A 14,865-nucleotide genomic window follows, 5' to 3' on the forward strand; every position below is an offset into this window, starting at 1 on the left:
TTGAGTGAAAAAAAGGTTATTATTTTAAAAATGCTAACAGTATTAAATATTGTTTTAGTTTTGCTAATTTTGATTTTAAAATTTTTGAAAAATAATATAGTATTTTTAGATCCAATAATAATGGCAAACATAGCAACTGTTTTATTAATGACAATATTAATGTATACAAGTGCTAAAAGAATTGCTAAACAAGTAAATACAATCTGGGGTTTTGCTTTTATATCGTGTATTTCTATTTTAGAATTTTTAAGTACTTATTTCGTAGTTGATAAAAAAGTAGAAACAATTTTTTATGCAATTTTATTAGTTTTATTTATTATGTTTTCAATTTCAACTTATAAGGAAAACAAGAAGCAAAAACTTTTGAATAAAAATAATAAATGATATTTTGGAGAAAACATCATAAATGAAAAAAAGTGACAATCAATATTATTTAGTAATATTGATTGTCACTTTTTTAGCTTATAAATGTTTTAATATAAGCTCTTTCATATTAGATAAGGTCTTACTTTAAAATCAGTAAAAAAAATATGATATAATAAATATTGTATGTAGTTTTTATTATACTTAGTTCTTACTATTATAATCTGCTAGAGGTGTTAAATGCAAAACGATTATGAATTAATAAAAAAAGACAAATTAATATGGAAATTTTCTTTTTATGGACTATTAAAAAATCTAAAATTTTTTGAACCATATTTAATTATATTTTTACTAGGTTTAAATTATTCGCTTTTTACTATTGGTTTATTGTACTCTGTACGTGAAATAATAACATACATTTTCGAAATTCCATCTGGAATTATTGCTGATAATTATGGTAAGAAAAAAGAATTAATGATATGTTTTGTTTTTTATATTATTTCATTTATTTTATTCTTTATAGGAAGCAATATATATATTGTTGCATCTGCTTTTATATTTTACGGACTTGGTGAAGCTTTTAGATCAGGAACACATAAGGCAATGATTTACTCATACCTTGAAAGAAAAGATTGGTTTCACCATAAAACATATGTTTATGGAAGAACCAGATCTTTTTCTTTACTAGGTTCTTCTTTATCAGCATTTGTGTCTATTATATTTGTTTTTAATATTCCTTCTTTAAGGTGGATATTTTTAATATGTATTTTACCATATATTGCAGATTTCTTTCTTATTTTTTCCTATCCAAATTATTTAAATGAAAAAGTTAAAAATGAATTTAATTTAAGTGATTTTTTTAAAGAGAGTGCAGGCAGTATTAAAAGCATATTCAAAAATAATAAGCTTAGAGTTATTCTTATAAGTTCTTCTTTTTATGATGCAATTTTTAAATCAATTAAAGATTATATTCAGCCGATTCTTAAAGTTATAATTATTGGTTCATTTATTACTAGTGATATAAATATAAAAGATGCAAAACTTAAAATTTATCTTGGAATAATATATGGTATATTTTATATAGTTAGCTCATTTGCATCAAAAAATGTTTATAGAATTACTAATAAAATAAATTCAACTAGACTAATGGAATTATCATTTGATTTAATGGGTATCTTAAGTTTAATAATATTTTTTGGAATGAAAATGAATTCACTATTATTTGTAGTAGCTGTTTTTTTTATTCTTTATGTTTTAAAAGATTCGAGAAGACCAATTTTTGTCGATGTTTGTGGTGACAATATGAAAAAAACGGAAAGAGCAACAGTTCTTTCTATTGATAGTCAAATTAAATCACTATTTGTAATTATTCTAGCGCCGCTATTTGGTTTTATAGCAGATAATTATTCAATTAATATATTGTTTTTAATTATTGGCATATTTATTTTAGTATTTAATAGGTTTTTAAAAATTGATAAAAGATGAGTTTTGATTTCAGAGAAGGTTTATGACTTCAAAGGAAGGTATTAGTTTAGCTGAAGTTTAGAAAAATAGTATAGGTCATCAGATAAATGAATTTCTTGGATTCAGAGGGAGTTTTTACTCCCACTGAATCTTAGAAAACATAATCCAGGGCCTTTTTAGAGTTCTTTATCCCCCACTTTTTTAAAAAGTGGGTGTATTAGAACTCTAAGGCATCGGATAAATAAAATATATAAACTGTGTGCTATAATAACTCAGAAGGAGTTTTGATTATGGATAAACATATAGAAAAAATTATCATTGAATATTTAGTTGGAAAAATTAATCCAAGATTAATTATGATATTTGGTTCATTTGCTAAAGGTAATTTTAATGATTATAGTGATATTGATATCGGCTACTTATCAAGTGAGAAACTAGATAAATATGAAGAATTTTTGATTAAGGAAGAATTAGCTAATATACTTTCTCGTGATATAGATTTGATTAATATTAATACGGCGTCTACTGTGTTCAAAATGCAAATCTTTTCTTCTGGCAAAAAAATTTATACAGATAATACAAATTTTGTAGATGAATTTATTATTAGAGCATATAAAGACTATTGCTTACTTAATGAGGAAAGACAAATTATACTTGATAAAATCAAAGAAAAAGGTGAGATATATGGCAAATGACGTTATTTATAACAAAGTATCTATAATTGAAAAATGTATTGATAGAATAAATGAAGAGTATTTAGGAAATCCTGATAATCTAGAAAATTTTACAAAACAAGATTCAATTATTTTGAATATACAAAGAGCATCAGAGGCGGCAATAGATTTGGCTATGCATATTATTTCTGAAAATTCACTAGGTATTCCGCAAAATAGTAGAGATGGTTTTGAAATATTATATAAGAACGAATTTATTGATTTAAAGCTTTGTACCAAATTAAAAGCTATGGTTGGTTTTAGAAATATAGCGGTGCATGATTATCAAGAAATAAATATTGAAATTATTGAGAAAATAATTGATAAACATATATATGATATAAAAGAATTTAGTAAAGTTTGTTTAAAATTAATAAAGTAAAAAAGGATTAGGTGAAAAATGAGTGGTGTTAAAGGCAGTGGCTGTCAAATTATTGAGCCAGTTTGTGAGAGAAAAGATTTAAAAGAAATTGAAAGAAGTATAATAAAGAAACATAGAAAAATGATATGGTCTAAATTTATTAAGGGGATTAAAGAATATAAGCTAATAGAAGAGGGCGATAAAATTGCTGTTGCAATTTCGGGTGGAAAAGATAGTTTAATTATGGCAAAATTACTTCAAGAACTTCAAAATCACGGTAAATTTAAATTTGATCTTGAATTTATTGCAATGGATCCAGGATTTCATCAAGTAAATAAAGATATGTTAATAGATAATTGTAAACACTTGAATATTCCAGTTCATATTTTTGAATCGGGTATTTTTAGAATAGTCGATAATATTGCAAAAGACTATCCTTGTTATATGTGTGCAAAAATGAGACGTGGTGCTCTTTACAATAAAGCAACTGAACTTGGCTGTAATAAACTTGCACTTGGACATCATTTTGATGATGTTATTGAAACTACAATGCTTAATGTACTTTATGGTGGAACTTTTAAAACAATGTTACCTAAATTAAAATCGGATAATTTTGATTCTCTAGAACTTATTAGACCTATGTTTATGATTAGAGAAGAAGATATTATTAAATTTACTAAATATAATGGTCTAGTCACTATGAACTGTGGTTGCGTTGTTGCAGCAGGAAAGACTTCAAGTAAAAGAAAAGAAATTAAGGATTTAATTAAAACATTGAAGCTAACTTTTAAAGATGTTGATAAATCAATATTTCAATCGGCCAATAATGTTCAGTTAGATGCAATTATTGGTTGGAAAAAAGATATGGAAAAACATTCTTACTTAGATTATTATAATGATAAAGATATAAAACCACATCATATTTGCATTCAAACTAATGATTATGAAAAATCATTAGAGTTTTATACAAATATTCTTGGTTTTGAATTATTTAAAGAAACTAAAGATTTTCATAATAGAAGATACAATTCATGGCTTAAATTAGATGAATTTAATATAGAACTGCAAACTTCTAAAAATGATGATGAACTAACACCGTGGAACAAAAGTATTTCTGGAATAGCTCATATTTGTTTTAGAGTAAAAGATATAGAAAAAACATATAGTGAGATAAAAGAAAAAGGTTTTACAAATTTTAAAGCTAAAAACAATCAAGATGTATATGCGGTTAATGATAAAAAACTAATGAAAATAGTGGCGCCAGAAGGAACTATTATTGAATTTAGAGATAGTGAGATTGACAAGTAATAAAAGAATAAGTAGTTGAAAAACAAAATAATTAGTGAAAAAAAGTATGAATTATTAAAGATTCATACTTTTTTTACGTAATAAAAAAATAGGAGTAGTAAGTATAAGACAATATATTACATGTATATTACAGTTTACAATTTATTAACAATTGTCCATAAAAAAATGTTATTATGGATTTGTCGTTTGGTGATGGACAAAACAAATAAATCAAAAAGGAGGATAATAATGAACTTACTAAAAAAAGCATACGTATACACAGAAAATTACAGAAATAATCTTATAATTTCATATTTTGCAGTCATCTTTTCAACAATTTTTTACTTATTGATATCTCAAGTTATTAGAATTTCTATAGATATATTGTCCCATAATATAGAAGCTAAAAACGGTATTATAACCTCTTTTCTGAGGCAAATAATAAATAGAGAAAACTTTTTAGAATCACTTCTGATATCTAGTGTACTTATTGTTACATTAACTATTATCAGAGGTGTTTTTACTTTTTTGAGATCTATTCATTCAAATGTAGCTGCAGAAGGTATTGCAAAATCATTAAGAGATAAGTTATATGGTCATATTTCAAAATTAAATTATGAATATCATATTAAAGCTTCAACTGGTGACACAATTCAAAGGTGCACTTCTGATATAAATACGGTAAGACGGTTCTTGGCTTTACAGTCAACAGAATTATTTAACTCTATATTTATGTTTATACTAGTTGTAATATTAATGTTTAATATGAACGTAAAAATGACATTTATAGGTATTGTTTTAATGCCAATTATAGTTATTTATTCTTATTACTTTTCTAAAAAAGTTCATTTTTTATTTACAGAAGTAGATGAAAGTGAAGCTAATTTATCAACTGCATTAGAGGAGAATATAAGTGGCGTTAGAGTTGTTAGAGCCTTTGGTATGCAGGCCTATGAAATTGAAAAATTTGATTTGAAAAATAAGGACTTAAAGGAAAAAATTTTTAAATTAATAAATTATATAGGAAATTATTGGTCTATTTCTAGCTTAATAGCTTTAACGCAAAATGCTGTTGTTTTAATATTTGGTGCATTTATGGTTGTAGATGGTAAATTAACTTTAGGAACTTTAGTTGCCTTTACTTTACTAGTTAATCAAATGCTATTTCCAATAAGGCAAGTAGGAAGAATCTTAGGTGATATGTCAAAAGCAAAGGTTTCAATAGGTAGGATAGAAGAAATACTTGATGAAGAGGCCGAGAATTATGATGAGGGAATCACAGATCATGAATTTAAAGGTTATATAGAATTTAAGAATGTAAATTTTTCATATGATAAAAGACCAATACTAAAAAATATTTCTTTTACCATAAAGCCTAATGAAAAAATAGCTATACTTGGAACCACAGGTTCAGGAAAGTCAACTCTTATGTATCTTTTAACTAGACTTTATAGTAATTACACTGGCACAATAACCTTAGATGGTATAGATATTAAAAAATTTAATAAACACTATATTAGAAAGAATATAGGATTAATTTTGCAAGAACCTTTCTTATTTGCTAAAACGATTCAAGAAAATATTTCAGTAGCTAGACCAGATGCAGACTTTAAAGAAATAGAACTTGCAGCAGATATTTCAAGCGTACACTCTGGAATATTAGAATTTGATAAAGGCTATGAAACACTAGTTGGTGAAAAAGGTGTGTCGCTTTCAGGCGGACAAAAACAAAGAATTTCTATAGCTAGAAAAGTTCTAACTGATGCAAAAGTAATTATTTTTGATGATTCACTAAGTGCTGTTGATATTGAAACGGATATGAATATAAGAAATAACCTTAAAAATTTTAAAAAAGACGCTACTACTATTTTAATTTCACATAGAATTTCAACATTAAAAGAAGCTGATAAGATATTAGTTCTTGAAAATGGCGAAATTACTGCTATGGGAGATCATAATGATTTATTAAAAATTTCATCACTATATAAAAAAATAAACGACATACAGAAAAATCAATCAGCATAATATTTAAAGAAAAATAAAGGAGGTTTTTATGTCTAATAAAAGCTCTAATACAAAAAAATCAAAAAATACTTGGAAAAATATATTTAAATTTTTATCCCCATTTTATAAAAATTTTATATTTTTAATGTTATTAATGAGTTCAATGGCATTTATAGAAGCTAAATTTCCATTAATGACTCGAAGACTAATTGATGATTATATAGAAACAAAAGATTTATCTAATATAAATATGTATATATTAGGATACAGTGTACTTATATTTTTAAGTACAATAGTTACAAAACTATTTTTTATGGTAAGTGGGCGCCTTGAAGTTGAAACTTCCTACTTATTTAGGCATAAAGGATTTGAAAAACTTCAAAAGCTATCATTTTCTTACTATGATAAAACAGCATTAGGATGGATTATGTCGAGAATAACATCCGATGTAAATAGAATATCTGAAACTATATCATGGGGACTTTTGGATTTATTTTGGGGAGCTTTTATGATGATAATTATTACTTTTAATATGTTTAGAATAAATGTTAAATTATCACTATTAACTCTATCAGTAGTTCCACTGCTTGTTATATCAAGTTTATATTTTCAAAGAAAAATGATAAAAACTTCTAGAAATGTGAGAAAAATTAATTCACAAATTACAGCTGCATATAGTGAAGGCATTAATGGTGCAATAACTTCAAAAACGTTGGTTTTAGAAGAATACAATCTAAATGCATTTAAAATATTAACAAGAAATATGAAAAACAAATCTATAAATTCTGCCATGCTTTCAGCCATATATTTGCCTATAGTATTAACACTTTCAAGCCTAGGAATGGCATTTGCATTATATTACGGTGGATATAGTGTTTCTAAAAATATAATTTCAATAGGAACGATTGTACTTTTTATAAATTATTCAGTACTGTTTTTTGAACCTGTTAGAGAAATAGCTAGAGTATTTGCGGAATTACAAGTGGCTACGGCGTCCGCTGAAAGAATTTTAGAACTTATAAATGAACCGCTTGAAATAAAAGATACAAAAAACATAATAGATATTTATGGTGATAATTTTAATCCCAAAAAAGAAAATTGGGAAAAAATTAAAGGCGATATTGAATTTGAAAATGTTAGTTTTTATTATAATAAAGAAGAAAGCATACTAGAAAATTTTAATTTAAAAATTAAAAGCGGTCAAAAAATAGCTTTAGTTGGAGAAACTGGATCTGGAAAAAGCACAATAGTAAACTTAGCATGTAGGTTCTATGAACCAACTAAAGGAAAGGTACTAATTGATGATGTTGATTATAAGAAAAGAAGTCAACTTTGGCTTCATTCAAATATAGGTTATGTACTGCAAACACCACATCTATTTAGTGGAACAATTAGAGAAAATATAAGGTATGGTAATTTAAATGCTAGTGAAGATGAAATGATAAATGCAGCAAAACTAGCTAATGCATATAATTTTATTCAGAAATTAGAGAAAAAATGGGATACAGAAGTAGGAGAGGGTGGAAATCTACTCTCAACGGGTGAAAAACAACTTATATCGTTTGCTAGAGCGATAATAGCAAACCCTAAAATTTTCATTTTAGATGAAGCTACTTCATCAATAGATGCTGAAACTGAAGAGATTATACAAAATGCTATACAAAAAATACTAAAAGGAAGAACCAGCTTTATAGTTGCACATAGATTATCGACAATAAAAAATGCAGATAGAATATTAGTTCTTAAAAAAGGAAAAGTTATAGAAGATGGAACACACACAGAGCTAATGGACTACAAAGGTCATTATTATAATCTATATACTAATCAATTTATAGAAGAAAAGAGAAGTATAGTTTTATCAAGTTAGGTGAAGGTGTAAATGGGTGTACGACATTTTAAGATCCTATGGTATGACATGTTCCAATCATTCTAATACAAGGCGAAGAATCTAATAATTCAACTCTAAGATTATTTGCTGGTTCCTTTAAAAATATTAAGGTAGTAGCTACTGCGCCTGATTCATGGGAAGTAGATAAGACTAGTAACCTTGATAGTTAAAGAAGTTTCATACTTGGAATTCTTTTTTAGTGAAAGATAGCTATTCTAAAGAAATAAAAGTGTAAAATCCAACTTTGTTTTGTTTAAACAAAATAAAGTTGGATTAATAGAAAATATTTTGTTAATATAGAATACATATCTTCATCCTTGATAATGAATAAGGCGCTTAGATATGATATAAGAGGAAAGAGAATACTAACAAGGTCAGACAAATATTATTTAACTGATCTTGGTCTTGCAAAAATTAATAATACAGGCTTTAAAACCGAGATAGGTTCTTTAATCGAAAATGTAATCTATAATGAATTGATTCATAGGGGATATGAAGTTTATGTTGGGAAAACAGTAAAAAGTGAAATAGATTTTATTGTTATGGATGGTGATAAACGAAGCTATTATCAAGTTGCTTACTTATTAGCTGACCAAGAAGTTATAAAGCGTGAATTTGGTGCATTTGACAGCGTAGATGATAATTACCCTAAGTTTGTTCTGTCGATGGATAAATATGATTTTTCAAGAGATGGAATTATACACAAGAATATCATTGATTTTTTACTTGATAGTGATAAATAAATATAAGCAGTGCACGCCTGTCTAATCTTCGATTAGCCTAGCCTGGGGGCTTTTAGCCCTATATAAATGAATTTCTTAGCTTCTGTGAGTGAACTGTTCTCACGGAAGGTTAGAAAACATAATCCAGGGCCGTTAGGCATCGGATAAAAAAATGCAAATAACGTCTCTTTTAAGCCTTTGGCTTAAGAGTCGTTATAAATTAATGGTTTAATTTTATGAAAAAATATAAGCAGTGCACGACGCGCCTAATCTTCGATTAGCCTAGCCTGAGGGCTTTTAGCCCTATATAAGTAAATTTCTTAGCTTCTGTGAGTGAATTGTTCTCACGGAAGGTTAGAAAATACAATCCAGGGCCGTTAGGCATCGGATAAAAAAATGCAAATAACGTCTCTTTTAAGCCTTTGGCTTAAGAGTTGTTATAAATTAATGGTTTAATTTTATGAAAAAATATAAGCAGTGCACGCCCTGTCTAATCTTCGATTAGCCTAGTCGTGGGCTTTCAGCCCTATATAAAAAAATGCAAATAACGTCTCTTTTAAGCCTTTGGCTTAAGAGTTGTTATAAATTAATGGTTTAATTTTATGAAAAAATATAAGCAGTGCACGCCCTGTCTAATCTTCGATTAGCCTAGTCGTGGGCTTTCAGCCCTATATAAAAAAATGCAAATAACGTCTCTTTTAAGCCTTTGGCTTAAGAGTTGTTATAAATTAATGGTTTAATTTTATGAAAAAATATAAGCAGTGCACGCCCTGTCTAATCTTCGATTAGCCTAGTCGTGGGCTTTCAGCCCTATATAAAAAAATGCAAATAACGTCTCTTTTAAGCCTTTGGCTTAAGAGTTGTTATAAATTAATGGTTTAATTTTATGAAAAAATATAAGCAGTGCACGCCCTGTCTAATCTTCGATTAGCCTAGTCGTGGGCTTTCAGCCCTATATAAAAAAATGCAAATAACGTCTCTTTTAAGCCTTTGGCTTAAGAGTCGTTATTTGCATTTTTTTATGCACTGCTTTTTTTGTTCACGGATTTTGTAGACTTTGACAATTGTTTTGTGGTTTGGGCGTTGGTATAATGGTACCGTTACCGAAAACGTTTTCAAAGGCGGTGAATAATGAGTAGTATTAATATTAAAGATATTGCTAAGTTAGCTGGAGTAGGTGTTTCTACTGTTTCAAGGGTTATTAATAATCATCCTGATGTTAAGAAGGAAACTAGGGTGAAAATTCAGGATATTATTGAAAAGAACAATTATATTCCTAATAATAGTGCTAGAAATTTAAAAATGCTTGCTTCTAATAATATTGGCATTATTGTAAAGGGGTCCTTTAACCCGTTTTTCTCGAAGATTGTTGAAAGGATTGAGAGGTCTATTTCAAATGAAAATTATCTTTTAACTCTTCACTATAATTCTTCTTGTGAAAAGGATGATTCTGAAATTTTGATTGAGCAAATTAAAGAGAAGAGGTTAAACGGTGTTATTTATTTGGGTGGAAATTTTGATAATAAATCTAATAATTATTTAAAATTATTAAATATTCCACTTGTTATTGCATCAGCTAATATTTCTGATGATGTTGATAAAAGCGGATTTTCAAGTGTAGGTATTGATAATATCGATTCTGCATTTAAGGCAGTAGATTATTTATGTAAAATGGGTCATAAAAATATCGGTCTTCTTTCATCTGGTTTTTCTGATAGCAATAATAGGAATTTAAGAACCTTTGGCTATGAAAAAGCATTACTTAAGAATGGAATTAGTATCAATATTGATTATTATAGAGATGGTTATTATACATTTGAATCAGGCTATGAAATGGCAAAAGATTTGTTAAATAAAAATTCTGAGATTACAGCTATTTTTTCAACTTCAGATATTATTGCTGTGGGTGCTGCAAAATATATTTTATCAACAAATCGTCAGATACCTAATGATGTTTCCATTATTGGTTTTGATGGTCTAGAGTATGGAGAATTTTTTCATCCTTCTATTTCAACTGTTGCCCAGCCTATTGAAGAAATTGCAGATAATGCGGTTGAACTATTATTTAGGCAAATTAATGATATGGAAAGTTTAAATGAACATATAAAATTAAAAACTAATTTAATTATTAGAGATTCTATAGCTAGTGTTAACTAGTATTAAAATTGAAAGGAGAGTTATGCTAAAGTAATTTTATTTTTAGTATACAAAAATAATATGGATAAAAGAAGTAGTGGAATTTTACTACATATATCTTCACTTCCTAGTAATTATGGAATTGGAGCATTTGGAAAAGAGGCATATAAATTTGTAGATTTTTTAGTTGAGTCTGGTCAATCATTTTGGCAAATACTTCCCCTTGGAATAACTGGATTTGGAGATTCTCCATATCAATCAGTATCTGCTTTTGCGGGAAATTACTATTTTATTGATTTGGATAAATTAGTTGAAGAGGGCTTTATAAAGAAAGAAGATTTAATTGGACTTGATTTTAAAGATAGTGATGATTTTGTTAATTATGACAAAATATATGATACAAGGTTGCCACTTCTTAGAAAGGCATATAAAAATAAATTTTCGAAAGTAAAAAAAGATGTTTATAAGTTTGTTAAGTTGGAAAAAATATGGCTAGAAGATTTTGCCCTTTATATGGCACTTAAAACAAAATTTAATAGAAAAACATGGCAAGAATGGGATCTAGCCTATAGAGATAGAGATGAAGAAGCTCTTGAAGCATTTAAAATAGAGCATAAAGAAGAAGTTGAGTTTTGGTATTTTGTTCAGTATTTATTTTTTAAACAATGGGATGAATTAAAGAATTATGCCAATAGTAGTGGTGTTGAATTTATTGGAGATTTACCAATTTATGTTGCTGAAGATTCTAGTGATGTTTGGGCGTCTCCAGAACTTTATAAACTTAATAATATGAAAAAGCCAATATTTGTATCTGGATGTCCTCCAGATGATTTTGCTATAACTGGTCAACTTTGGGGCAATCCTATTTATGATTGGAAAGCTATGAAAAAAAATGGATACAAGTGGTGGATTGAGAGAATGGATGCATCTTCAAGATTATTTGATATTGTTAGAATTGATCATTTTAGAGGTTTTGAAGCATACTGGGAAATTCCGTCTGGTGATAAAACTGCTGAAAATGGTGAATGGGTTAAAGGTCCAGGAGTAGAACTTTTCGATGCTATAAAAAAAGCTCTTGGAAGCCTTAGGATTATAGCTGAAGATCTTGGTTATTTAACTAAAGAATTTCATGAATTTAAAGACGCAACAGGCTTTCCTGGTATGAATCTCCTTCAATTTGCTTTTGATGCTAGAGATGAGAATAACTATTTGCCTCATGCATATATTAAAAATTCAGTTGTATACACTGGAACGCATGATAATAATACAACTTTTGGTTGGTTTACTAATGATGCAAAAGATGAAGAAGTTGAGTATGCAAAGGAGTATTTAAGATTAACAGAGGAAGAAGGATATGCCTTTGGTTTTATAAGAGCTTGTTTTAGTTCAGTATCTAATTTAGCAATTATTCCTATGCAGGACTATTTAGAGCTTGATGAAAAAGCTAGATTTAATATTCCATCTACCATAGGAGGTAACTGGATATGGAGAATGAAAAAAGATGCTATAACTAAGAAACTTACTCAAAAGATTTATAAATTAACTAAAACTTATTGGAGGTTAAATAAAAATGTTAAATAAAAATGAAATTAAGGAGAGTATTTCTAATATTTTGTTACTAGATAAGGGCGTAACGATTAAAACTGCAACAGATAGTGAGCTATATTATGCACTTTCAAAATCAATGATGTTGCTTATATTAGAAAAATGGAAAAATCAAAAGACTGATGTGAAAAAAGTTTCTTATTTTAGTGCAGAATTTTTGATGGGAAGAGCCTTTAGTAATAATTTAATTAATTTTGGCATATATGATGAAGTAAAAGAGATTTTGGAAGAACTTAATTTAAATATTAATATTATAGAAGATGAAGAAATGGATGCAGGACTTGGAAATGGAGGTCTTGGAAGACTAGCTGCTTGTTTTTTAGATTCGGGTGCAACTTTAGATATTCCTCTAAATGGATATGGAATCAGATATGAATATGGACTTTTTAAACAGTATTTTGAAAATGGTTTTCAAATGGAAACTGCTGATGATTGGTTAAGGAATGAAGATCCTTGGTCTATAAGAAGAGAAAGCGAAAAAGTTGATGTTGTGTTTAATGATTTTACAGTTGAGGCAATTCCTTATGATATGCCGATTATTGGATATAATTCAAATACTATTAATACATTAAGACTTTGGAGTTCTAAGTCAAAAGAAAGTTTTGATTTTAAAGAATTTAATGATCAAAATTATCTTGATGCACAAAAAAATAAAATAATTGCTGAGGATATTTCGAGAGTTTTATATCCAAATGATACTAAAGAAGAAGGAAAATATTTAAGAATAAGACAACAATATTTTTTCTCATCTGCTTCGCTTCAAGATTTAGTAAGAAAGCATAAAGAAAATCATGGATCTTTAGATAATTTTTATGAATTTAATAAAATTCAGTTGAATGATACTCACCCGGCAGTATCTATTCCAGAGCTTATTAGAATATTAATTGATGAAGAAAATTACACTTTTGAAAAAGCTCTTGAAATTGCAAAGGAAACGTTCTCTTATACAAATCATACTATTTTAGCAGAAGCACTTGAAATGTGGCCTAAAGAATATTTTAAAAATATTTTACCTAGAATTTATGAAATCATTAAATTGATTGATGAAAGTTTAATGGAAGAATTAAAGTCGAAAGGATTAGAAAAATCAAAATGCAGTTTATATAGAATTGTTCATGGTGGAAAAATCAAAATGGCTTGGTTAAGTATATATGGATCAAAATATATAAATGGTGTTGCCAGGCTTCATACAAATTTACTTATGAGCACAGAACTTAAGCATTGGTATGAAATATATCCTGAAAAATTTCAAAATAAGACAAATGGAATTACTCAAAGAAGATGGCTATTAAAATCAAATCCAGAATTATCTAAGCTTATTACTGAACTACTTGGATCAGATGAATGGATTAAAAATCTTTCGAAATTAAAAGATTTAGAAAAATACGTAGATGATGATTCGGTAATTGAAAGATTTATGAATATTAAAAAAGAAAAGAAAAAACAGTTAGCAGACTTTATATTTAAAGAAGAAGGTATTAAAATAGATGAAGATTCACTTTTCGATGTTCAAATAAAAAGACTTCATGAATATAAAAGACAACTATTAAATGCATTTCATATTTTAGATTTATATTATAAGATTAAAGAAAATCCAAATATTCAGATTGAAAAAAGAACATTTATTTTTGGAGCAAAAGCTGCACCAGGCTACGATAGAGCAAAAGCTATTATAAAATTTATTAATGATATAGCTTCTTTAGTAAATAACGATAAAGACGTAAATGGAAAGATAAAAGTAGTCTTTGTTCACAATTATAGAGTTACTTATGGAGAATATTTATTCCCAGCTGCTGAACTTTCTGAACAAATTTCTACTGCTGGTAAAGAAGCTTCTGGAACAGGTAATATGAAATTTATGCTTAATGGTGCTCCTACAATAGGAACTTATGATGGAGCTAATATAGAAATCGTTGAAGAAGCTGGAGAAGATAATAATTTCATCTTTGGAGCTAAAGTTGAAGAATTAGATGAAATTATGGAATCGTATGACCCTAAAGAATATTATGAAAAAGTTGAGGGATTAAAAAAAGTTGTTGATACTTTGATTGATGGAACTTTTTCAGATGGCGGAAGTGGTGCTTTTGAAGAGCTATATGATGCGCTTTTACAAGGATACGATTGGCATAGAGCTGATAATTACTTTATATTAAAAGATTTTGAATCATATAGAGAAGCTCAGAAAAAAGTTGATAAGGCATATAAAAATAAAAAAGAATATGCTAAAAAAAGCTGGATGAATATAGCAAACGCAGGTAAATTTAGTAGTGATAGAACAATAAGAGAATATAGCAAAGATATTTGGGAAGTTTAACTAATAAA

At 27.6% G+C, this 14,865-nt stretch carries 11 protein-coding genes and 1 pseudogene; all 12 read left to right on the forward strand.

Features of this window, described 5'->3' with window-relative positions:
* The 12 genes and pseudogenes from AACH12_RS00690 to AACH12_RS00745 all read left to right on the forward strand — a co-directional run bounded on the left by AACH12_RS00690 (nt 1) and on the right by AACH12_RS00745 (nt 14,857).
* Complete coding sequence (locus AACH12_RS00690; protein ID WP_338536171.1) at nt 1–384, forward strand: hypothetical protein; 384 nt, start codon at nt 1–3, stop codon at nt 382–384.
* Between the two features lie 219 nt (nt 385–603).
* Entirely contained in the window at nt 604–1,848 is a 1,245-nt protein-coding gene (locus tag AACH12_RS00695) for an MFS transporter (RefSeq protein WP_338536172.1), read from the forward strand.
* Between the two features lie 269 nt (nt 1,849–2,117).
* The gene (gene mntA / locus AACH12_RS00700) at nt 2,118–2,522 is read left to right on the forward strand and encodes a type VII toxin-antitoxin system MntA family adenylyltransferase antitoxin (RefSeq protein ID WP_338536173.1); all 405 of its coding nucleotides are present in this window, start codon (nt 2,118–2,120) and stop codon (nt 2,520–2,522) included.
* Nucleotides 2,512–2,922 carry a type VII toxin-antitoxin system HepT family RNase toxin gene (gene hepT, locus AACH12_RS00705; RefSeq protein WP_338536174.1) on the forward strand — a complete coding sequence of 137 codons (411 nt, stop codon included), beginning with the start codon at nt 2,512–2,514 and terminating at the stop codon, nt 2,920–2,922. Before mntA ends, hepT begins: the two co-directional genes overlap by 11 nt.
* Before the next feature lie 18 nt (nt 2,923–2,940).
* Nucleotides 2,941–3,801 (forward strand): annotated as a pseudogene (locus AACH12_RS00710) (tRNA 2-thiocytidine biosynthesis TtcA family protein); the annotation flags it as partial.
* Between the two features lie 21 nt (nt 3,802–3,822).
* The gene (locus AACH12_RS00715) at nt 3,823–4,209 is read left to right on the forward strand and encodes a VOC family protein (RefSeq protein ID WP_338537321.1); all 387 of its coding nucleotides are present in this window, start codon (nt 3,823–3,825) and stop codon (nt 4,207–4,209) included.
* Nucleotides 4,210–4,437: 228 nt separating this feature from the next.
* Nucleotides 4,438–6,213, forward strand: a complete 1,776-nt coding sequence (locus AACH12_RS00720; RefSeq protein ID WP_338536175.1) for an ABC transporter ATP-binding protein — start codon at nt 4,438–4,440, stop codon at nt 6,211–6,213.
* A 28-nt stretch (nt 6,214–6,241) separates the two neighbouring features.
* On the forward strand, nt 6,242–8,059 hold the full coding sequence (locus AACH12_RS00725; RefSeq protein WP_338536176.1) for an ABC transporter ATP-binding protein: 1,818 nt from the start codon (nt 6,242–6,244) through the stop codon (nt 8,057–8,059).
* A gap of 344 nt (nt 8,060–8,403) precedes the next feature.
* A complete protein-coding gene (locus AACH12_RS00730) occupies nt 8,404–8,823 on the forward strand; it encodes a DUF4143 domain-containing protein (RefSeq protein WP_338536177.1) in 420 nt (139 codons plus the stop codon).
* A gap of 1,110 nt (nt 8,824–9,933) precedes the next feature.
* Complete coding sequence (locus tag AACH12_RS00735) at nt 9,934–10,959, forward strand: LacI family DNA-binding transcriptional regulator (protein WP_338536178.1); 1,026 nt, start codon at nt 9,934–9,936, stop codon at nt 10,957–10,959.
* 60 nt (nt 10,960–11,019) lie between these two features.
* Nucleotides 11,020–12,519: a 4-alpha-glucanotransferase gene (gene malQ, locus AACH12_RS00740; RefSeq protein WP_338536179.1), complete on the forward strand. Its 1,500-nt coding sequence runs from the start codon at nt 11,020–11,022 to the stop codon at nt 12,517–12,519.
* Nucleotides 12,509–14,857: a glycogen/starch/alpha-glucan phosphorylase gene (locus AACH12_RS00745; RefSeq protein ID WP_338536180.1), complete on the forward strand. Its 2,349-nt coding sequence runs from the start codon at nt 12,509–12,511 to the stop codon at nt 14,855–14,857. Before malQ ends, AACH12_RS00745 begins: the two co-directional genes overlap by 11 nt.
* The last annotated feature ends 8 nt before the right edge of the window (nt 14,858–14,865 follow it).

It is taken from the genome of Helicovermis profundi (genome assembly GCF_033097505.1).
Taxonomy (GTDB): Bacteria; Bacillota; Clostridia; order Peptostreptococcales; family Acidaminobacteraceae; genus Helicovermis; species Helicovermis profundi.

What these genes read in the sequence shown, in the direction of transcription:
- hepT (WP_338536174.1), top strand. Translation starts at nt 2,512, where the DNA reads ATGGCAAATGACGTTATTTATAACAAAGTATCTATAATTGAAAAATGT.
- AACH12_RS00695 (WP_338536172.1), top strand. Translation starts at nt 604, where the DNA reads ATGCAAAACGATTATGAATTAATAAAAAAAGACAAATTAATATGGAAA.
- AACH12_RS00735 (WP_338536178.1), top strand. Translation starts at nt 9,934, where the DNA reads ATGAGTAGTATTAATATTAAAGATATTGCTAAGTTAGCTGGAGTAGGT.
- AACH12_RS00720 (WP_338536175.1), top strand. Translation starts at nt 4,438, where the DNA reads ATGAACTTACTAAAAAAAGCATACGTATACACAGAAAATTACAGAAAT.
- AACH12_RS00730 (WP_338536177.1), top strand. Translation starts at nt 8,404, where the DNA reads ATGAATAAGGCGCTTAGATATGATATAAGAGGAAAGAGAATACTAACA.
- AACH12_RS00725 (WP_338536176.1), top strand. Translation starts at nt 6,242, where the DNA reads ATGTCTAATAAAAGCTCTAATACAAAAAAATCAAAAAATACTTGGAAA.
- AACH12_RS00745 (WP_338536180.1), top strand. Translation starts at nt 12,509, where the DNA reads ATGTTAAATAAAAATGAAATTAAGGAGAGTATTTCTAATATTTTGTTA.
- malQ (WP_338536179.1), top strand. Translation starts at nt 11,020, where the DNA reads ATGGATAAAAGAAGTAGTGGAATTTTACTACATATATCTTCACTTCCT.
- mntA (WP_338536173.1), top strand. Translation starts at nt 2,118, where the DNA reads ATGGATAAACATATAGAAAAAATTATCATTGAATATTTAGTTGGAAAA.